The 19804-nt window shown below is 67.0% G+C and carries 14 protein-coding genes and 1 pseudogene; 8 read left to right on the top strand and 7 right to left on the bottom strand.

The window, feature by feature from the left end; genetic code table 11:
- Positions 1-102 precede the first annotated feature (102 nt).
- Complete coding sequence (locus RTU05_RS07855) at positions 103-1362, top strand: aminotransferase class V-fold PLP-dependent enzyme (RefSeq protein ID WP_312597191.1); 1260 nt, start codon at positions 103-105, stop codon at positions 1360-1362.
- 3 nt (positions 1363-1365) lie between these two features.
- On the opposite strand, the gene RTU05_RS07850 is transcribed toward RTU05_RS07855, so the two are convergent.
- Together RTU05_RS07850 and RTU05_RS07845 are read right to left on the bottom strand one after the other, a co-directional pair.
- Positions 1366-2340, bottom strand: a complete 975-nt coding sequence (locus RTU05_RS07850) for an ornithine cyclodeaminase family protein (RefSeq protein ID WP_312597189.1) — start codon at positions 2338-2340, stop codon at positions 1366-1368.
- A 13-nt stretch (positions 2341-2353) separates the two neighbouring features.
- Positions 2354-3850: a S10 family serine carboxypeptidase-like protein gene (locus RTU05_RS07845; protein ID WP_312597187.1), complete on the bottom strand. Its 1497-nt coding sequence runs from the start codon at positions 3848-3850 to the stop codon at positions 2354-2356.
- A gap of 358 nt (positions 3851-4208) precedes the next feature.
- On the opposite strand from RTU05_RS07845, the gene RTU05_RS07840 reads away from it, so the two are divergent.
- Positions 4209-5522, top strand: a complete 1314-nt coding sequence (locus RTU05_RS07840; protein ID WP_312597184.1) for an amino acid permease — start codon at positions 4209-4211, stop codon at positions 5520-5522.
- Here the strand turns inward: RTU05_RS07840 and RTU05_RS07835 are convergent.
- Positions 5510-5986 (bottom strand): Lrp/AsnC family transcriptional regulator, encoded by a 477-nt coding sequence (locus RTU05_RS07835; protein WP_312597182.1) that lies wholly within the window; start codon positions 5984-5986, stop codon positions 5510-5512. The two genes, RTU05_RS07840 and RTU05_RS07835, sit on opposite strands and share 13 nt — an antisense overlap.
- A 200-nt stretch (positions 5987-6186) precedes the next feature.
- On the opposite strand from RTU05_RS07835, the gene RTU05_RS07830 reads away from it, so the two are divergent.
- From RTU05_RS07830 to RTU05_RS07815, 4 genes are all read left to right on the top strand, one after another.
- Positions 6187-7380: an aminotransferase class I/II-fold pyridoxal phosphate-dependent enzyme gene (locus RTU05_RS07830; protein WP_312597180.1), complete on the top strand. Its 1194-nt coding sequence runs from the start codon at positions 6187-6189 to the stop codon at positions 7378-7380.
- Positions 7381-7390: 10 nt separating this feature from the next.
- Positions 7391-9490, top strand: coding sequence for an amidohydrolase family protein (locus RTU05_RS07825; RefSeq protein ID WP_312597178.1), 2100 nt, complete (start codon positions 7391-7393; stop codon positions 9488-9490).
- Positions 9474-11027 carry a S10 family serine carboxypeptidase-like protein gene (locus RTU05_RS07820; RefSeq protein ID WP_312597176.1) on the top strand — a complete coding sequence of 518 codons (1554 nt, stop codon included), beginning with the start codon at positions 9474-9476 and terminating at the stop codon, positions 11025-11027. Before RTU05_RS07825 ends, RTU05_RS07820 begins: the two co-directional genes overlap by 17 nt.
- Positions 11028-11104: 77 nt before the next feature.
- Entirely contained in the window at positions 11105-12562 is a 1458-nt protein-coding gene (locus RTU05_RS07815; RefSeq protein WP_312597199.1) for a S10 family serine carboxypeptidase-like protein, read from the top strand.
- 221 nt (positions 12563-12783) lie between these two features.
- On the opposite strand, the gene RTU05_RS07810 is transcribed toward RTU05_RS07815, so the two are convergent.
- Both RTU05_RS07810 and RTU05_RS07805 read right to left on the bottom strand, forming a co-directional pair.
- Positions 12784-13107, bottom strand: a complete 324-nt coding sequence (locus RTU05_RS07810; RefSeq protein ID WP_312597174.1) for a helix-turn-helix transcriptional regulator — start codon at positions 13105-13107, stop codon at positions 12784-12786.
- A 96-nt stretch (positions 13108-13203) separates the two neighbouring features.
- Positions 13204-16458 carry an error-prone DNA polymerase gene (locus RTU05_RS07805; protein ID WP_312597172.1) on the bottom strand — a complete coding sequence of 1085 codons (3255 nt, stop codon included), beginning with the start codon at positions 16456-16458 and terminating at the stop codon, positions 13204-13206.
- Between the two features lie 110 nt (positions 16459-16568).
- Between RTU05_RS07805 and dinB the strand changes: the two genes are divergently transcribed.
- Together dinB and RTU05_RS07795 are read left to right on the top strand one after the other, a co-directional pair.
- Positions 16569-17642, top strand: a complete 1074-nt coding sequence (dinB, locus tag RTU05_RS07800; RefSeq protein WP_312597170.1) for a DNA polymerase IV — start codon at positions 16569-16571, stop codon at positions 17640-17642.
- 32 nt (positions 17643-17674) lie between these two features.
- A pseudogene (locus tag RTU05_RS07795) lies at positions 17675-18148 on the top strand (alpha-ketoglutarate-dependent dioxygenase AlkB); the annotation flags it as partial.
- A gap of 99 nt (positions 18149-18247) precedes the next feature.
- On the opposite strand, the gene RTU05_RS07790 reads toward RTU05_RS07795, so the two are convergent.
- Together RTU05_RS07790 and RTU05_RS07785 are read right to left on the bottom strand one after the other, a co-directional pair.
- Positions 18248-19021: an exodeoxyribonuclease III gene (locus RTU05_RS07790; protein WP_312597168.1), complete on the bottom strand. Its 774-nt coding sequence runs from the start codon at positions 19019-19021 to the stop codon at positions 18248-18250.
- A 4-nt stretch (positions 19022-19025) separates the two neighbouring features.
- Positions 19026-19403 carry a GDSL-type esterase/lipase family protein gene (locus tag RTU05_RS07785; RefSeq protein ID WP_312597166.1) on the bottom strand — a complete coding sequence of 126 codons (378 nt, stop codon included), beginning with the start codon at positions 19401-19403 and terminating at the stop codon, positions 19026-19028.
- Positions 19404-19804 lie beyond the last annotated feature (401 nt).

The raw sequence follows: 19804 nt of genomic DNA, 5'->3' as shown, positions 1-19804 counted from the left end.
GCTATTTCAGTCTTTCGTGGCGGCCGTCGATCGACAAGACGAAAGGATTATTCCGCCGCGTCGACCTACGATGGCGCGTTCCAAGCTCTTGCGAGTCCCGCCATGCGTTTCACCCGAAGATCCCTGATCGCTGCGGCGGCCGTCTCGCCCACGGTCGGTCTGACCTCGCAGACCCTGGCGCAAGAGGAGCGGTCGGAGCCGCCCCTGACCCTGCCTGCGCGCGGGGCGTTCGCGGCAATGCCGGTGACCTATCTGGACAGCGGATCGACCCACCCGATGCCGCTGGGCGCCCGCACGGCCCTGGAGGACTATCTGCGTTACAAGACCCGCGCGACCGCGGCGCCCGACCTCGACATGACAGCGATGGAAGAGAATGCGGTCCGTCAGTTCGGCCTGTTGGTCGGGGCCGATCCTGATGAGCTTTGCTTCGTCCAGTCCACGACCATGGGCGAGAACCTGGTGCTGCAGGCGCTGGACATGCCGGCGACGGGCGGACGGATCGTCACAGACGCCCTGCATTTCTTCGGCTCCTTCTACACCTATGGCGAACTGGCCAAGGCGGGGATGGATGTCGTCACCCTGCCCATGACCGCCGAGGGGCGGATCGACATGGCGGCGATGGAGGCGGCGGTGAACGCCCAGACGCGTCTGGTTTCCATAAGCCATGTCTCGACCATCAACGGCTTCGAGCATGACCTGAAACGGGTCTGCGATCTGGCACACGCCCACGGGGCCTATGTCTATGTCGATATCATCCACGGGGCAGGCTCGACGCCGCTGGACCTGAAGGCGGCGGGCGTCGATTTCGCGGCCTGCGCCTCTTACAAATGGCTGATGGGGGATTTCGGCCTGGGCTTCCTCTATGTGCGCAGGGCCGTGCAGGAGAAGATCCGCCGGCCCTGGTGGGGCTATCACCAGATCCGATCCTTTCAGAGCCACGCCTATCCCTATGATGCGCCGGGCCCAATGCCCGCCGATTATGCGGCGCGCGTGGACGCCACGGGTCGGTTCGCCATGGGCACGACCTCATGGACGGGCGCGGTCCAGCTCGATCATTCCCTGACTTGGATCAACCGGCTGGGCGTCGACGCCATCCAGAAGGCGCGTCAGCCGCTGGCGGATGCGGTGCAGTCGGAACTGCGGCGGCGTGGCTATCAGCCTCTGACGCCGTTGGACAGTCGAACGGCCCTGGTCGCCTTTGCGCTGAAGGATGCCCGGCCCAAACTTTCGGAGCGGCTTGCGGCGGCCAAGGTGCGGATCACCGTCTCACAGCACCGGTTCCGGATGTCGCTGGCGGTGTTCAACGACATGAACGACATCGACCGCCTGCTCGAAGCCCTGCCGGCGTCGCCGCCCGCCTGACGATCAGAAGGGGACGTGGACGCCCTGGTTCAGGGTGCGGGCCAGGTCGATCAGATAGCGGGCGCTGGCCAGATCCTGGGCCACATGACCCAGGGATTTGTAGATCGTGATCTGTTGCTCGGAGGTGCGGCCGGGTTTGAGGCCCAGGAAGACCTCGCCGATCTCGGCGACCACATGATCGTCGGCCACATAGGCGGCGCGCTTGGCCGACAGGAACTCCGCGCCCTGGGCGAGGACGCCGGCGCGGGAATCGGCGATGAAGCGGGCGCGGACGACCAGGTCGTCGTCGATCTCGACCGGACCGTCGTAGCTGGATCCCACCAAGTTCACGTGGCAGCCGGCGGGCACGTCTGTTGCGAAGAGGATCGGCTGGGCCGAGGCGGTGGTGGTGCAGACGATATCAGCCTCGGCGACCGCATCGGCGACCGTAGAGGCGGAGACCACCGGCAGACCGGTTTCCTGCGACAGCCGTAGGGCCAGTGCGGCGGCTTGTTCTGTTGATCGCCCCCAGATCGTGACGGACGACAGGCGGAAGGCGACGTGGAAGGCGCGGACATGGGCGGCGGCCTGTTCCCCGGTGCCGAGAACGGCCAGGCGCGAGGCATCGGGTCGCGCCAGGACCTGGGAGGCGGCGGCGCTGGCGGCGGCGGTGCGAATGCCGGTGACCTCGCCCGCGTGGACCAGGGCGGACAGGGCGCCCGTCGCGGGATCGAACACGACGACGACGCCTTGATGCGACTGAAGGCCCGCCGCGTGGTTCTGCGGATAGACGCTGACCAGCTTCGCTCCGAAGGCGCCGTCCGCCGACAGTGCGCCGGGCATGACGCCGAAGGCGCGGCCTTGGTCCAGGGGCACGATGCTCCGCAGCGGCTGGCGCGTCTCGCCTTTGGACAAGGCGGCCATCGCGTCCCGCATGAGGGGGATGCAGGCGGAATAGGTCAGATGCTTGCGGACGAAATCGCGGTCCAGGATCAGCATTCGAGGCGCCTGTTCAGGTGGCGATGAAGGGCGTTCCGGTGACGAAACTGCGGATGTCGCGGGTGAAGGCCATCAGGGCGGGCTGGTTGGTATAGGCCATGTGACCGCCCTCGTAGCGCCGCTGGATCACGCGATCGGAAGGATAGTCGCTCTGGGCCGCCAGATAGAGGGCCGGGCCGACGGTCGTGGTCAGGTCATAGATGCCTGTGCCGATCATCAAGCGGAAACGCGGATTGGCCTTGAAGGCCGCGACCAGTCTGGCGGGATAGTCGTATTCGTTGAACGGTCCGCCCGCCCCGCCGGTGGTATTGTAGTTCCAGATTTCGACGCCAGGCGCGAGCGGGCGATAGTCGGCCGCGTCGCGTTCGGGCGCCAGTTCCGTGCGCAGGTAGTGCTGCATCATCGGCAGGATGGCGTCCGACACCTTGGCGCCGAACGGATCCTGGGGGCGCTGGCCCTGCGCAGGCGACGGGCCGACGTAGCGGGCGTCGTAGATGCCCAGCCTTTGACCCCGGTCGGCGAGCAGTCGCCCGGCGAAGGCGACCTTGGATATGGTCAGGTCGCCATTGAAATAGAAGTCCGCGTCGATCCCGGTCAGTCGCTCCAATTCGGCGGCGACGGCGCGACGTTGCGTGTGAGGCAGGGCCTGCCCCTGAACCAGGGCGGCGAGATAGTCACTCATCCCCCAGGCATAGACGTCATCGATGTAGCGGTTCATCGAGCGGCCGTCCGTGTCGGCCTTGCCGTGATAGACTGCGATCGCCGCCAGGGCGGGCAGGTTGGTCGCATAGGCGATCATGTTGTCGACGCGCTGGGACGTCTCGATCATGTTCACCGCCTGGCCGAACAGGAAGACCCCGTCCAAGGGCATGTCCTGGGCAAGCTGCTCCGCCATGATGGCGGCCCGGATGGTGCCGTAGCTTTCGCCAAGCACATATTTGGGCGAGGTCTGGCGACCGTGATCGGCGATCCAGGTGCGGATGAAGTCCGACACGGCGCGCGTGTCCCCGTTGACGGAATAGGCCTCTGCGCGACCGTCCTCTGACCGCAGCCGCGTAAAGCCGGTTTCCGGCGGATCGACCAGGACGATATCGGCGACGTCGAGCAGGGTTTCCGGGTTGTCGACCAAGCGCGGGGGCGAGAGGGCAGGGGCGGCGGGATCCTGTTCCAGCTCGATCCGCTTCGGGCCCAACGCCAGCATGTGCAGGGTGGCGGACGAAGAACTGGGGCCGCCGTTGAAGGCGAAGATCACCGGCCGGGCGCCATGCTCGACGCCTTCGCGGATGTAGCTGGCGCAAACGAAGCGCACATGGGGCGCGCCCTGTGCATCCTTGACCACGGTCTCTTCCAGCCCGGCGGTGTAGTTCACGGACTGTCCGTTGAAGACGCCGGCGCGTCGCCGGCGCGGTTGGGCCGCGGATTGGACGCGGGCGGAAACCCTGCTGGCGGCCGCCAGCGCCAGGCCGGCAGCCGTCGCGCCGATGAGATGTCTCTTGGTGAGTGTCGTCATCGTCATCTCCGTGTTCGAGATTCAGTTTAGAGCCTGGCATCGTGACAATTCTTGCTTTGTCGCGGCTGGCGAGCGCGGACGCGACACAGGTGGCGCGCCCGTGTCTGCCGAGACGAATAATATTTGCGCGGAAGACGGAGCGTCTTCGGCTGGCGCTGGGTCTTGGCCAGCAAGGGTTCGGGGCGAGATTTCGGCTGTCAATCGCGAACATGGTCGATGCGCGATGGCGCCAGTTGATGGCTAAAGCAGTCGTCTGTTCGCGTCGCCGCTACCCAGTTTGAATAGTCCTTGCGGGCCTCCGGGGTTACGGTTGTCGTTCGCTCCCGTGGAGCCGATCAAACGCCCGGACACACGCCGCATGACCGCATCTTCCCCGACGCCGCCGTCCGAGCTGAAGCATGGGGTCGGCCTGGTCGATCTGGTGATGCTGGGCGCGGGAACGGCGATCGGGGCGGCGATCTTCACCGTGCTGGGTCCCGCCGCCGCCGTGGGCGGGACGGGCATACTGATCACCGTGGCCCTGGGGGCTCTGCCCATGGTCCTCTTCGCCCTGGTCTATGCCTATATGGCCTCGGCGGAGCCCAGCACGGCGGCGTCCTACGAATGGCAGCGCCGCTTCACCCATCCGCTGATCGCCTTCGTCATCGTCTGGCTGCGGGTGCTGAGCAATGCGGTGGTCATGATCGTGCTGGCGCGGGTGCTGGTGAACTATCTGTCCATGGTGATCCCGCTGCCGGCCAAGCCGGTCATGTTCGGCCTGTTCGCCCTGATCTTCGCCCTGAATTATGTCGGCGTCGCCGTGGCCGCGCGGGCGCAGACCGTGCTGATGCTGTTGCTGCTGGCGATCTTCACCGTCTTCGTCGTGGCGGGCGCGCCTGACCTCAAGCCGGGGCTTCTGGTTCAGGCGACTGCGGGCGGGTGGCTGCCGATCCTGGCGGCTCTGCCGCTGATGATCCAGCTCTTCCTCGGCATCGAGACCGCGACCGAGGTCGGTGACGAGGTGCGCAACGCCAAGGTGGTCGTGCCGCTGGGGATAGCGCTTGGGCTGGCGCTGACCGTCGTCGTCTACCTGGTGATCACCTTCACGGCCCTGAGCCTGGTCGGACCGCAAGCCCTGGCGACCAGCGACGCGCCGCTGCTGACGGCGGCCGAGGCGGCGCTGGGGCCGTGGGCGGCGCCTCTGATCGTCACCGCCGCCGTGGTGGCCCTGATCAAGTCGATGAACGCCGTCTTCCTGGTCTATTCCCGCTTCCTGTTCGCCATGGGTCGGTCGGGCGTTCTGCCGCCGGCCCTGGCGCGGATCCATCCCCGGTTCGGCACGCCGCATGTGGCGACCTTGGCGGCCTTCGCCGCTTCGTCGGCCGCCCTGTTCCTACCGTCCAGCCTGCTGTTCCTGCTGCTGGCGGTGAATGTGCCGACGATGATGAAATATCTCGGGACCTGCCTGGCCGCCTACAATGTCGCGCGCGCCCACCCGGAGGTGCATGATCAGGCCCGGCTTCGGTTCAGCCGGCCGACGGTCAAGACTCTGTCCGTACTGGGCGTCATCGCCGCCGTCGTCATCGCCGCTCTGGGCTTCAGCACCGACTGGCGGCCCTATGTTCTGCTGGCCGTCTGGCTGGCGATCGGTCTGGCCTATTACGCTTGGCGCCTGAGGCGTCAGACGCCCTGACGCACGGGCAGTGCGGTTGTCCGTTTCATTTCCGACAGGGCGACAGTTGAGCTGATATCGATGACGCCGGGCAGTTTCAGGATCTTACGAAAGATGAAGTCCTGATACCATTTGATGTCGGGGGCGATGACCTTGATCATGGCGTCGCGCTCGCCCAGCACCGAATAGCATTCGACGATCTCGGGGATGGCGGCGATCTCGCGGATGAACTTCTCGCGCTCGTTTTCGGCGAGATTGTTCATCTTCAGCTGGGCGAAGATGTGCATGTGGAAGCCCATGCGCTCGGGATCAAGAATGGCCACCTGCGCCTTGATGTAGCCCTCCTCGCGCAGGCGCTGGATGCGCCGCCAGCAGGGCGATTGAGACAGGCCCACACGCTCGGCCAACTCCGAGGTGGAGATGGAGCAGTCTATCTGCAGCTGCTGCAGAATGCGGACGTCGATGGCGTCCAGGCCGGTGGACATCGTCTAGTCTCCGATTTGCCGATACAGCGCATTAGCTATCCAATCCTTTGAAGGCGCAAGCGGCGATACGCAAAGAAGCTGCGGCGCCACGACGGTAACAATGCAGGGGTGAAGGACGACGCTCGGTCGTCCCCGACGGGCAAGCCATTGCGACAGACGACTCTCTCAGCCGCAGCCCGCGGCGGCCCGGAACCGCAGGCGTGATCGGGCGCGACGCCCCGGCGCGGGCGCCGATCTACGACATCAGGGACTTCGCCGCCTTCGGACGATCCCTGTATCGGCACATGCCCCTGCCGGCCGAGGCTTCGATCCTGTTCGAGAGCACGGTTGCGGAACCCGAACGCTTGCTGGCGCGCCTCGTCGCCGACGCCTTCGCCTCGCCAGTGACGGACCGGTTCGAAAGCGTGTTCGGGCGCGGCAATCCCTATCTGCTGGCGGCCTTGGCCCAGCGTTATGGCGTGGACGAACAGTGCATCCTGCCGACCACCGGCGTCTGCAACGGCGTAGCTCAGGTGCTGGCCGGGCTAGTCGCGCCCGGCGACCATGTGCTGGTCGAGACGCCGGGCTTCGACGTGCTGTCCGATCTAGCGCGGCTTGCAGGCGCGGAGGTCGAACTGCTGCCGCGAACCGGCGACGCCTTCGCCTTCGATCTCGATGATCTGCGGGCGAGGCTGAAGCCGGACACGCGGCTGGTCATCATCACAAACCTGCATAATCCATCCGGTCATCATCTGGATGAAAAGGCGCTTCAGGCCCTGGCCGGCGTCGCGGCGACCGTGGGCGCCCACGTGCTGGTGGACGAGGTCTATGCGGATTTCGCCGGCGACGCAGGTTATCTGCCCGCCGCGCGCCTCGCGCCCAATCTGATCAGCGTCAACAGCCTGACCAAGGTGTTCGGCCTGTTCTCGCTGAGATGCGGCTGGATCTTCACGACGCGGGCGCTGGCGCGGCGGATCGCCAACGCCAGCGCAGGACGCGAGTTTGGGGTGTCGAAACTGACCCATGCCATCGGGGCGCTGGTGGTCGAAAATCCCGCGCCGTTCGAGGCCCATTGGCGCTCGGTGCTGACCCAGAGCCGGCCGGTGGTGGAGCGTCATCTGGCGGCCATGCGCGCCGACGAATTGATCGAGGGCGAGTTGCCGCCCTATGGCTGCATCGCCTTTCCCAAGGTCGTCGGTCACGCCGATACGCGTAGGCTGGCGGAGGTCCTGTGGCGCGACCACGACATCGTCACAGCGCCGGGCGAGTTCTTCGGCCAGGCGGGTCATATGCGATTGGGGTTCGGCGTGCCCGCCCCGGCCATCGACCGGGGACTGGCGAAGTTGCACGAGGCCCTGTCAGCGCTGCGGCGCTCGGGCTCGCCCTCCGTTTCACGTCCTGCCGCAACGCGTTGAGGAGACGTCCATGCGTCGCTTGCTGACCCCGATTCTTTTCGCTGCCGCCTGGCTTGGGGCGACCTCCGCCATGGCGGAGGTTCAGCGGTTTGCGGTCATCTCCAGCGGCGAGAATGTCGGCCACCTGTTTGTGGATCAGGTCGGCGATACGGTGGATGTGGATTATCACGTCGACAACAACGGTCGCGGTCCCAAGCACAAGGAGCATCTGGTTCTGGGCGCCGACGGCATGCCGCGACTCTGGACCATCGAGGGCGTGTCGCTGTTCGGCGCGCGCGTCGATGAACGGTTCGAGCAGGGCGACGGGATGCTGCGCTGGCGCAGTCAGGCGGACAGCGGCGAACTTCCCGCACCTGCGCCGAGCCTCTATATCGCCAATGACGACAGCCCCTGGAGCCTGGCCCTCTACGCCAATGTGCTGAAGGCCGCGCCGGAGCAAAGCTTGGACGTGACGCCCGGCGGTCGATTGACCTTGACCGCCGTCCGCAGCCAGGCCTTCGGCCCCGACGCTCTGCCGGTGACCCTCTATCGCCTGACCGGACTGGAGCTTCAGCCCGGCTACGTCATGCTGGACGACGCCGGACGAATGGTCGCCGAGTTTTCAGGCAGCCAGATCACGGTGCGCGAGGGTCTGGAAGCGACCGCGCCCGAACTGATGCGGATGACAGCGGCGCTGGAGGGCGAGCGCATCCATGCGCTGCAAACCCAACTGGCGCACAGCTTCGATGCGCCGGTGCGCATCCGCAACGTGCGGATCTTCCAGCCGGAGACGGGCGTTCTTTCGGCCCTGTCGTCGGTGACGGTCTTCGGCGACCGGATCGCCGCCATCGTGCCCGAGCCGGACACCCCCACCGCCGGCGGAGACTACGAAATCGACGGCCAGGGCGGGACGCTGGTGCCAGGCCTGCACGACATGCATTCCCACAGCACCCTACAGACCGGCTTGTTCTATCTGGGCGCGGGCGTGACCTCGGTTCGGGACATGGGCAACGCTAACGGCTTTCTGCTGAACCTGACCCGCGACATCGACCAGGGCGTGGCCCCCGGACCGCGCATCGTCCGCGACGGCATGCTGGAGGGGCGCAGCTCCTATTCCGTGCGCACCGGTCTGTTGGCCGACACATTGGGCGAGGCGCTGGAAGACGTGCGTTGGTATGGCCAGCGCGGCTATCGCCAGATCAAGATCTACAACTCCCTGCACCCCGACTGGGTCGCGCCGGTGGCGCTGGAGGCGCATCGTCTGGGTATGGGGGTGACGGGCCACGTCCCGGCCTTCGTTACGCCGGACCAGGCCATCGAGGCCGGCTATGGCGAGATCGCCCATATCAATCAGCTGATGCTGGGCTGGCTGCTTCAACCGGGTGAGGATTCGCGCACCACCCTGCGCCTGACTGCCATGGCGCGGGCGGCGGACCTGGATCTGGATAGCCTGCCGGTTCGGCGCACCCTGGCCTTGATGCGGGTGAAGGGGGTGGCGCTCGACACGACGGCCGTGGCGCTGGAGGTGCTGATGCTGAGCCGTGCCGGCGAAGTCCCGCCGTCCGCCGTCGGCTATGTGGACCATATGCCGATCGGCTATCAGCGCTACCGTCGCCGGTCCTTCGTCGATATCGACAGCCCGGCAGTGGACCAAACCTATAAGGCGGCGTTCCAGAAGCTGCTCGACACCGTGAAACTGCTCCACGACGGGGGCGTGCAACTGTTGCCCGGCACGGACGCGGGCACCGGCTTCACCGTGCACCGCGAACTGGAGCTCTACGTCAAGGCGGGGCTGACCCCGGCGGAGGCCCTGAGCCTGGGCACGCTGAGGGCCGAACAGTATCTGGGGCGCGACCAGTCGCTGGGCAGTATAGCGCGCGGCAAGCTGGCCGATTTGTTCCTCGTGCCCGGCGATCCGACGCAGGACATCAACGCCATCCGCCATATCCGCATGGTGATGAAGGGCGGGGTGCTCTACTTCCCCAGCGAGATTCACCAGGCGCTCGGCATTCGGCCCTTCGCCGATCCGGTCGTCATCCAGTCGCCGAAGGCGCCGGAAGACACGGCGGCGGGTGCGGCGGGCGAGAGCTTCCTGTTCGGCGAGGGGATGGACGATGACCATGGTCACTGAGCACGCGCCACGCCGATGGACGGCCGCGCTCGGCTTGGTCTTCGCCGCCCTCGCCTTGGCCGGGCTGGCCTTGGGCGCGACCCCGGCTCTGGCGCAGGCGGGGCGTTCCGACGCCGTCTCGGTCCCCGCGCCTGTGGTGACCCGCCACGAAACGACCATTCGGGGCCAGCGCATCGCCTATACGGCCACGGCCGGCGAGACCCTGTTGCGCAACGATCGCGACGAGCCGACGGCCTCGATCTACAGCTTCGCCTACGTCAAGACAGGGGGCGAGCGCGATCGGCCGGTCATGTTCGTTTTCAACGGCGGGCCGGGATCGTCTTCGGTCTGGCTGCACATGGGGGTGGTGGGTCCGCGCCGGGTTCAACTGGATCGCGAGGTGAACCCCAGCAATGTCCCGCCGTTCGGCGTGGTCGACAATCCCGACAGCCTGCTGGACGTCGCCGATCTGGTCTTCATCGACCCGGTCGGTACAGGCTTCAGCCGCATCGTCGGCGTCGGCAAGCCGGAGGACTTCTACGGCGTGGACGAGGACGCCGAGAGCGTCGCTCAGTTCATCGAGCTGTGGCTGACGCGAAACAATCGCTGGAACGCGCCCAAATATCTGATGGGTGAAAGCTACGGCAGCGCGCGGGCCGCGCTCCTGCCACGCGCCCTGATGGGCGGGCCGACCTATGGCGGCGTGATGCGGGGGATCACGGTCAATGGCGTCGTCCTGCTGGGATCCAGCCTGAACGGCGCCGGGACGGCCGGGCTGTCTCCGTCGCTCGGCGCGGCCCTGAACCTGCCCGCCATGGCCGCCACGGCCTGGGCCCATCAAAAGATCGATCGCCGGGGTCTGACCATCGAAGCCTTCGACGCCGAAGTCACCAGGTTCGCCACCACCGACTATCTGGCGGCGCTGGACAAGGCGGCCGCCGGACGCCTGGACGACGCCGAACGGGTTGCGGTCGCGGCGCGTCTGGCGGCCTATACCGGATTGACGCCAGAGGCTTGGCTGCCCGGTTTGACGATGTCGCCCAAGGCCTTTTCACAGCAGCTGCTGGCGGCCGATGGACTGACGGTCGGCCTCTACGATGGTCGTTACACCCTGCCGTCGGCGCATGACGGCGGCGAGCCGGTCGCCGACGACCCGGCCATGGGCCGTTATGTGCCCGGCTTCATCGCCGCCTTCCACCAGATGCTGGCCGAGGATCTGAAGGTGCAGGAGGACCGACCCTATGGCGCCATCGTCTGGCGCAACCTGCTCTTCGGTTGGAACTGGAAACGGACGGGCGTGCCCGAGGGGCAGTCCTTCGCCGGTGATCTGGCCACGGCCATGCGTCGTAACGGCGACCTGAGAGTCCTGGTGGCCAGCGGCTATTTCGACATGGTGACGACCCCGGCGGCGGCCCACGACGCGCTGGTGAAGGCGGGAGTTCCCGCCGAGCGGCTGACCATCCGAAACTATGAGTCCGGCCATATGCTCTATCTCGGCGACACGGCGACGGCCTTTTCCGACGACGTCCGGGCGCTGGTCCGCGACGAACGCCGATGAGCGCGAAGGGAAGGGAGCTGATGCGGTTGAGACCGACTGAGCGTGTCCGGGGCGCCGCTTTATCCGTCTTGGCCCTGATGATCGTCGCCGGTTCGGGCGTCGCCCCGGCGATGGCCCAGGTCGTCGCCGCACCGGCGTCCACCGCGTCGGCGCTGATGGCGCCCCGACGCTCGATCACCCATCATGCCGGCCGCTTCAACGGTCAGGCCGTCGCCTACACCGCCACCGTCGCCGACAATTTCGTTCCTGGCCCAGACGGGCGTCCGGGCGCGTCGGTCATCACCATCGCCTATACGCGCGACGACGTCGCTGATCCCGCAATCCGGCCGGTGATCTTCGCCTTCAACGGCGGGCCGGGCGCATCCTCGTCGCCCCTGCACATCTCGGCCCTGGGGCCGATGCGTAAGGCGCCGGCAGGCCAGAGCGGTCTGGTCGACAATCCGTTCAGTCCGCTGGATGCGGCGGATATCGTCTTCATCGATCCCGTCGGCACCGGCTTCAGCCGCGCCCTTCCCGGCGTGGACGACAAGTACTGGTACACCGGCGCCACCGACGCGAAGGCGGTGCAGACGGCCATCCTTAACTGGCTGAAACTCAACGGTCGCGAAGCCTCGCCGCGTTATCTGGCCGGCGAGAGCTACGGCACAACGCGGGCGGCCCTGATCGCCGCCGACGCCGAGACGCTGAGCTTCGACGGCGTCATGCTGATTGCGCTCGTCGCGCCGCTGACCGGGCGAGAGATGCCCTTCGTGGCGAGCCTGCCGACGATGGCCGCCGGGGCTTGGCATCACCAGAGGATCGAGCGAGCCGGACGCACCGTCGATCAGGTTTACGACCAGGCGCTGGCGTTCGCGCGAACCGACTATGTCGAGGCCCTGATCCAGGGCTCCAGCCTGCCGGCGGCCGACCGACGCCGCGTTGCGGACCAGATGTCCGCCCTGATCGGCTTGCCGACGGATCTGATTTTGGCCGAGAACCTGCGCATCTCCAGCAACACCTGGATGTTCAATCTGTTGAAGGACCAGGGCCTGCGCACCGGCCTGCTGGATGTCCGGGTCACCTCGCCCATGGAGGCCGGGGCGCTGGGCGCGCTGGATGATCCGTCCCTCGGCGTCGTGCCCAAGGGCAGTGTCGGTGGACCCGCACCGACCCCGGCCAGCATCGGTCCGATCGTCAATCAGGCCCTGGGCGACTATGTCCGCGACACGCTCGGCTTCACGACCGACGAACCCTACTACAGCCTCAACTTTCTGGTGAACGCGGCCTGGTCCCATGGGGATTCGCCCCAGGCCATGGAAGGGCTGGCCAAGACGTTGCAGGCGCGGCCGGACATGCGACTGTTCTGGGCGGCGGGCTATTACGATCTGACCACGCCGGCCTATGCGGGCCGCTATGTGCTGGATCAGGTGGGCGTGCCGGCCGAACAGCTGACCGCCGCCTATTTCGCCGGGCCGCATGGGGTCTATGACGGTGAGGATAATCTCGCGCGGTTCAACTCTGCGGTCCGGTCCTTTGCGATCAGAACCACGCCCTGAGCCCCCTTGGAGTTTCGCCTAAGAGCGGTGACGGGGGATCGAATAGCTGGGGTGCTGCTTGGTGGCTTACAGGAGAGAGGGATCGTCGACCCTGAGAATGCACGCGCCGAGGACCGCTCCCGGCGCTTTTCAGGCCGGATAGACAACCCGCCATAGGGTGACTTGCGTTCATTCGGCGTTCTCGAAGTTGGGTACGCCGCTTGCCTCGTCGTTCCGCTCTCCTATTCAAAAGCCTCGATCATCGACGTTACGGCTTCGCGTTGCTTATCATTGAGGTTCGACCAAGCTCGAATCAAACGAGCTGTTCCAGGACGTTCGCCACAACGCTCTCCCACAAGCTCCGCGACATCGCACTTCAGCGCTTCCGTAGCGAGCATCAGTTTCGATGACGCTATACGATTTGCCCCGGTTTCATATTTCTGGATCTGCTGAAAGCTAACGCCAATCGCTGCCCCCAGCCGACGTTGTGTCATTCCCACAGCTTCGCGGCGGTCGCCGATAGCCTTGCCTATTGCGACGGCCAGTCGCTTTTCATAATCGCTCATAAGCCGAAGTAACGGTTCAAGGCGGCCTGATCGCAAGAGCTGTTTTGGAAATCTGGCAGGCCGCAACCTCGTGTGACCGATGTCACCTCTGATCCGCTACCGAAAATCCCGCGTCCTCGGTCTGATCGTGTCGAGGTGAAGATCGGGAATGTAGATGTCCCGGACCTTGATCGCACGATGCGGGGCGTCACGCGCATCCGGCGACCCGCCGCGGTGGAATTCGTCGCCGCGCCCATGGGGCAGGGGGAAGGCCCCGCCGCGGTCGCCGACGGATGCGAGGAGGGCCGATGCGTCGTGAAGTCTGGTCGCGACGATGTGGACGACGTCGCCCTCACGCTGAACCTTGCCGTCGACGACGAGCATGGAGGCCGACAGGACGATGCGGCGCTGCTGTTCGTAGAGGCTCGGCCAGATGACGAGATTGGCCACGCCAGTCTCGTCCTCGATGGTGATGAACATGACCCCCTTGGCGCTGCCGGGCTTCTGACGGACCAGCACGAGGCCCGCGACGCGCGTCAGCCGACCGTCGCGCCTGGCGGTCCCATCGGCGCAGGTCATGACGTGGCGTGACTGCAGATCGCCGCGCAGGCAGCTCAGCGGATGATCGCGCAGCGTCAGGCCGATGTGGCTGTAGTCCTCGACCACTTCCCGTCCAGGCGTCATGGGCTTGAGACCCGGATGGGGTTCTGAGATTTCCGGCTTCTGCTCGTGGGCGTCGGCGGCGGCGAACAGGGGGAGGGGGTCGTCCCGGAGCCCCTTTATGGCCCACAGCGCGTCGCGGCGGTCCAGATCCATATCCGGCCTGAAGGCGTCCGCCTCCGCCAAGCGGACCAGGCTGGCGACCCGGGCCCCGGCGCGTCGCCACAGGTCGTCGACTGAGCGGAAGGCGCCGTCCGTCCGCGCCGCCAGGAGGCGGGCGGCGTCGCCGTTCACCAGGCCGCGCACCAAGCGAAGGCCGAGGCGGACGGCAAGGCGACCCTCCTCGCCCGCAGGCTCCAGGGTGCAGTCCCAGCGGCTGGCGTTGACGCAGACCGGCCGGATCTCGACGCCGTGCTGCTGGGCGTCACGGACGATCTGCGCCGGCGCATAGAAGCCCATGGGCTGGGCGTTCAGGAGCGCGGCGCAGAAGACATCCGGGTGATGGCATTTGAGCCAGGAGGAGGCATAGGCGATCAGGGCGAAGGAGGCCGCATGGCTTTCCGGAAAGCCATAGGAGCCGAAGCCCTCAAGCTGGCTGAAGGTCTTCTCGGCGAAGGCGGCGTCATAACCGCGTTCGACCATGCCGCTGATCAGCTTGTCCTTGAAATGGCTGACCCCGCCGGTGAATTTGAACGTCGCCATGGCCCGGCGGAGTTGATCGGCTTCCGAAGCGGTGAAGCCGGCGCATTCGATCGCGACCCGCATCGCCTGTTCCTGGAAGAGCGGCACGCCCAGGGTCTTGCCCAGCACCTTCTCCAGCTCGGGCTTGGGATAGACGACGTCCTCCTTGCCCTCTCTGCGGCGCAGATAGGGATGGACCATGTCGCCCTGGATCGGGCCGGGGCGGACGATGGCGACCTCGATGACCAGATCGTAGAAGGTGCGCGGCTTGATGCGCGGAAGCATGGCCATCTGGGCCCGGCTCTCGATCTGGAAGACGCCGAGCGTGTCGGCCTTCCGGATCATCGCATAGGTCCGGGGGGCCTCGGCCGGGATGGTGGCGAGGTCGAGCGCGATCCCCTTGTGTTCGGCCAGGAGGTCGAAGCCGCGCTTCATGCAGCTGAGCATGCCCAGCGCCAGGACGTCGACCTTCATGAACTTCAGGACGTCGATGTCGTCCTTGTCCCATTCGATGACCTGGCGATCCTTCATCGCCGCTGGCTCGATCGGAACCAGATCGTCCAGACGATCGTGGGTCAGGACGAAGCCGCCCGGATGCTGGCTGAGGTGGCGCGGGGCGCCGATCAGCTGGCGCGACAGCTCCAGCGCCAGGCGAAGCCGCCGGTCCTGCAGATTGAGGTTGAGGTCCTCGACGTGTTTGTCTTCGATTCCTTCGCTGGAATAGCTCCAGACCTGGGACGCCAGGGTCTTGATCAGGTCTTCGCTGAGACCGAGCGCCTTGCCGACGTCGCGCAGGGCGCCGCGCGACCGATAGCGGGTGACGACGGAGCACAGGGCCGCATGGTTGCGGCCGTAGGTCTCGAAGATCCACTGCATGACGATCTCGCGCCGCTCATGCTCGAAGTCGACATCGATGTCCGGGGGCTCGCGGCGCTCCTGGCTGACGAAGCGCTCGAACAGCAGGTCGTTGCGGCCCGGGTCGATCGAGGTGACGCCCAGGACATAGCAGACGGCGGAGTTGGCGGCCGAACCCCGACCCTGGCACAGGATGTCCTGACTGCGGGCGAAGCGCACGATCGAATGGACCGTCAGGAAATAGGGGGCGTAGTCGAGCTGGCCGATCAGATCGAGTTCGTGCCGAAGCGTCTTGCGGACCCTGTCCGGCAGCCCTTCCGGATAGCGGTCGGCGGCCCCGGCCCAGGTCAGCTGTTCCAGCGTCTGCTGCGGCGTCATGCCCGGCGTCGAGACCTCGTCGGGATATTGATAGGCCAGCTCATCCAGCGAAAACCGGCAGCGGTCGGCGATCTCGACCGAGCGGGCCAGGGCCTCGGGATAGGCCTTGAACAGGCGGTGCATCTCTTGGGGCGGCTTCAGATAGCGATCGGCATGGCGTTCGCGCCGAAACCCCAGTTCGTCGATGGTGCAGCCGTGCCGGACGCAGGTGACGACATCCTGCAACAGGCGTTGGTCCGGATGATGGAAGAGGACGTCATTGGTCACGACGGTCGGCACGCCGGCCTGGGCCGCCAGGGTGGACAGGTCGTGCAGGCGCAGCGCATCGCCGGGGCGGCGGCGCAGCGTCAGGGCCAGATAGGCGCCGGCCGGGAAGGTCGCCTTCAGTCGTCGCAGATTGGCGGCGCAGGCGTCGTCCGCCTCGTCGGGGACGAGGACGGCGATCAGGCCTTGCGACCAGTCCTTCAGGTCCGCCCAGTCGAGATGGCATCTGGCCTTGCCGGCGCGGCGCTTGCCCAGGGACAGCAGACGGGTCAGGCGGGAATAGGCGGGGCGGTCGGCCGGATAGACGAGCAGGCCGGTTCCATCGACCAGGTCGAGGCGGCAGCCGACGATCAGCCGTACGCCGGAAGCCTTGGCCGCCTCATGGGCGCGCACGATCCCGGCCAGGGAGTTGCGGTCGACGATGGCCAGGGCCTCCAGCCCGCACAGCCGCGCCTGTTCGAACAGCAGCTCGCAACTGCTGGCGCCGCGCAGGAAGGAGAAGTGCGAGGTGGCTTGAAGCTCGGCGTAGGACATGGGGGTTCGGGAAGGTTCGGCATCCCCGAAAGCGCCGGCCGGCGACCGAAGGCAAGCGTCGCCTTGGACAAATGTTTTCTTTTTGTTCTCGTCTTGATATTCAGGGCCTCATGCAGGGATCGGCCATCCGCAAGATCGTCCATGTGGACATGGACGCCTTCTTCGCCTCCGTCGAACAGAGGGACGATCCGGCTTTGCGGGGCAGGCCCGTGGCCGTCGGTCATGCCGCAGCGCGGGGCGTCGTCGCCGCCGCCAGCTACGAGGCGCGGCGGTTCGGGGTGCGCTCGGCCATGCCGTCCACGACCGCCCTGCGCAAATGCCCGGACCTCGTCTTCGCCCCGCCGCGCTTCGAGGTCTACCGCGCGGTCTCGGCGCAGATTCACGCGATCTTCGCCGACTACACCGACCTGATCGAACCCTTGTCTCTGGACGAGGCCTATCTCGATGTGACCGCCGATCGGCGCGGTCTGGGAACCGCCTCGGCGACGGCGCAGGCGATCCGGCGGCGGATTCTGGAGGAGACCGGCCTGACGGCCTCGGCCGGGATCTCCTACAACAAGTTCCTGGCCAAGCTGGCGTCGGACCAGAACAAGCCGAACGGCCAATTTGTCGTGGCGCCGGGCCGAGGCGAGGCCTTTGTCGAGACATTGCCGGTCCGGCGGTTTCACGGCGTGGGGCCGGTGACCGCCGCCAAGATGGAGCGTCTGGGTCTGCGCACCGGCGCGGATCTGCGCCGCCAATCCCTGGCCTTTCTTCAGCACCATTTCGGCAAGTCCGGACCCTGGTACTACGCCATCGCCCGCGGCGAGGACGACCGGCCGGTCAACCCGGACCGGACGCGCAAGTCCAGCGGCTCGGAAGCCACCTTCGCCTCCGACTTGACCGAGCCCGAGGCGATCGAGGCCGGGGTGGCGGCGATGGCGGACGAGGTCTGGACCTGGTGCGAGACGGCGGGCCGTCGCGGGCGGACCGTCACCGTCAAGGTCAAATGGGCCGACTTCCAGCAGTCGACCCGCAGTCGCTCCCTGTCCGAACCCGTCGCCTCCCGCGAGGCCTTGCGCGACGTCAGTCGACTGCTGGTCCGGTCCCTCTATCCGCCGGCCCGGGGCGTACGGCTGGTCGGGGTCAGCCTGTCCAATCTGGAGACGACGGGCGCGGCGATCGAACGGCTGGCTCTGTCGTGACCGGAGCCGCGCAGATCGACCTGTTCGGCGACATGTCCGTCCGCGCGCCGGTCGTGGCGGGGTTCGACTACTGGGCCGACGTCCTGCCGGCGCCCGAACAGGCCGCGCTTGTGAAGGCGCTCCAAACCCTCGCCTTCAAGCCCTATGAGCATCTGGGCTACCTCGGCCATCGCTGGATCGCCGCCTTCGACCGCGAAGGCGGCGGCGCGGGATGGCCGGCGTTTCTCTCGGACTTGATGGCGCGCTTGGCGAACCGGCTCGATCTGGACGGTGCGGCGTTCGTCCAGGTCCTGGTCAATGAATATGCGCCGGGCGCGGGCATCGGCTGGCATCGCGACCGCCCCGTCTATGGCGAGATATTGGGCCTGTCCCTGCTGTCGCCCTGCGTGATGCGGCTGCGCCGTCGCGATGGGGCCGGCTTTCTGCGCAGGAATGCGCCGCTGGCGTGCGGCTCGGCCTATCGATTGTCGGGGGAGGCGCGTGCGGCCTGGAAGCATTCGATCGCGCCGATGACGGCCCTGCGCTATTCCGTCACCTTCCGGACCCTGGCCGGCGAGGGATCGCTGGGACGGTCGGCCGACGTCAAGCGGTCCCGATCGGTCGGGTCAGGCGAGGTCGATCCAGACCGGGGCATGGTCGCTGGCGCCCTCGGCGCCGCGGACCGCGCGGTCGACGCCGGCGTCGGTCAGGCGTTCGGCCGCAAGGCCGTTGAGCAGCAGATGGTCGATCCGCAGACCGGCGTCGCGGTCCCAGGCCTCCCGGAAATAGGACCAGAAGGTCCAGGGCGGCGGATCGTGCGGGAAGCGCTCGCGCAGGGCGTCGGTCCAGCCCTGGTCGAGCAGGCTCTGAAACGCCGCGCGGCTCTCGGGCTGGAGCAGGGCGTCGGTCTTCCATGAGCGGACATTGTAGATGTCGGCGTCGGTCGGGACGACATTGTAGTCGCCGCAGAGAACGACCGGCGCCTCGGTCGAATAAAGCGACGCCGCGTGAGCGATGAGCCGTCTGGCCCAGGCCAGCTTGTAGTCGAACTTGGGTCCGGGCCTGGGATTGCCGTTGGGCAGATAGAGGCAGCCGATCAGGACGCCGTTCACCGCCGCCTCGATATAGCGGGCCTGGCGGTCGTCGGCGCCGCCCGGCAGCCGGCGTCGGGTCACGACCGGCGCGCCGATCCGGCTGATGATCGCGACGCCGTTCCAGCGCTGTTCGCCAACCCAGGCCGCAGTATAGCCGGCCGCTTCGATCTCGGCGGCCGGGAACTGCGTGTCGGCCGCCTTGAGTTCCTGGAGGCAGACCACGTCTGGCTCTGCCGCTTTCAGCCAGGCGAGCAGATTGGGCAGGCGACGATTGACGCCGTTGATGTTGAAGGTGGCGAGCCGCATCCCGTCACCGTGTCCGCAAGGCCGCTAGGGCGGACCGCACATGGGGTGCGAGGGCGTCAGCCATCCGGCCCACGCCGAGGGCGTTGGGATGGATTCGGTCCGGAAGGACATAGGCGGGGTGCAGCGCCACGCCGTCCATCAAGAAGGGCATCAGGGGCACGTCCGCCGTTCGAGCGACCTCTGGATAGACGGCGTCGAATGCCCAGGCGTAGGCGCCGAACCAGGGCGGCGCCCGCATCCCGCTCAGGAGAACGGAGATGTCGCGCCGTCGGAGTTTGTAGATGATTGACAGAAGATTGTTCCTGACGCGGTCGGCCGGGACCAATTGCATCATGTCGTTGGCGCCCAGGGCGACGACGCAGAGGTCGGTCTGGGCCGGCACGTTCCGATCGAGCCGTCGCAGGCCGTCCGTTGTCGTGTCGCCGGACCCGCCAGCGGGTGGCGGCGGCGGTCGGCTGGCCGAAGTCCGCCGCCTCGGCCTGACGACGCCATCGTCGCACCGCCAAACCAAGCGAGCCCGTGTCCTCGGCGACCAGCTGCAACCGCCTCGACGCCGTCATGGACAGGCGGGCGACTTCGCCAACCACAGCGCCGAAGCCGCCGTGACGCAGGCCGTCCTCGAAGGCGGACAGCAATCCGGCCTCGTCGCCGGCCTCCACATAGATGACCCGGTTTGAAGCCAGCCCCGCCTGCTCCAGCGCCGGCGCGAAAAGGTCCGGCCGGGTCACGCACCAGAGCACCGGCCCCTGGGTGCGCGCCGCGACGCCGGCCGCAAACAGAGCC

It is taken from the genome of Brevundimonas sp., assembly GCF_032017145.1.
In the GTDB taxonomy this organism is placed as follows: domain Bacteria; phylum Pseudomonadota; class Alphaproteobacteria; order Caulobacterales; family Caulobacteraceae; genus Brevundimonas.
Note: the sequence above shows the minus strand (reverse complement) of the source record. Positions and strands in the feature narration are given on the sequence as shown.